The following is a 312-nucleotide window of genomic DNA, read 5'->3' on the forward strand; positions in this document are numbered from 1 at the left end:
GACGGCGGCGCCATCGCCGGTTCCGACTATGTCGCGGTGAGCGGCAGTCTTAACTTCGCTCCGGGTCAGACGGTGCATACCGTCAAGGTGCCGCTGACCAACGACACTTTGGCCGAAGGATCAGAAGCCTTCAACCTGGTGATCAGCAACCTGGTCAATGCGACGACCCTGGATGCCGTCGGGACCGCGGTGATCGGTGCCAATGACGCCACGCCGTCGGTTAAGCCAAACATGTCGGTAGACGATGTCGCGGTCGGCGAAGGGCAGGACTTTGTCGACTTCATCGTAAGGTTGGACGTGCCCGCCACCGCC

Annotated in this window: 1 protein-coding gene; it reads left to right on the forward strand. The window is 61.9% G+C overall.

What is annotated here, in order from left to right; all coding sequences use genetic code 11:
* Positions 1–312, forward strand: a 312-nt coding sequence (locus ABAC460_RS47990) for a Calx-beta domain-containing protein (RefSeq protein ID WP_035426711.1), incomplete at both ends; no start/stop codon positions are given.

This window comes from Asticcacaulis sp. AC460, from assembly GCF_000495795.1.
Classification (GTDB): Bacteria; Pseudomonadota; Alphaproteobacteria; order Caulobacterales; family Caulobacteraceae; genus Asticcacaulis.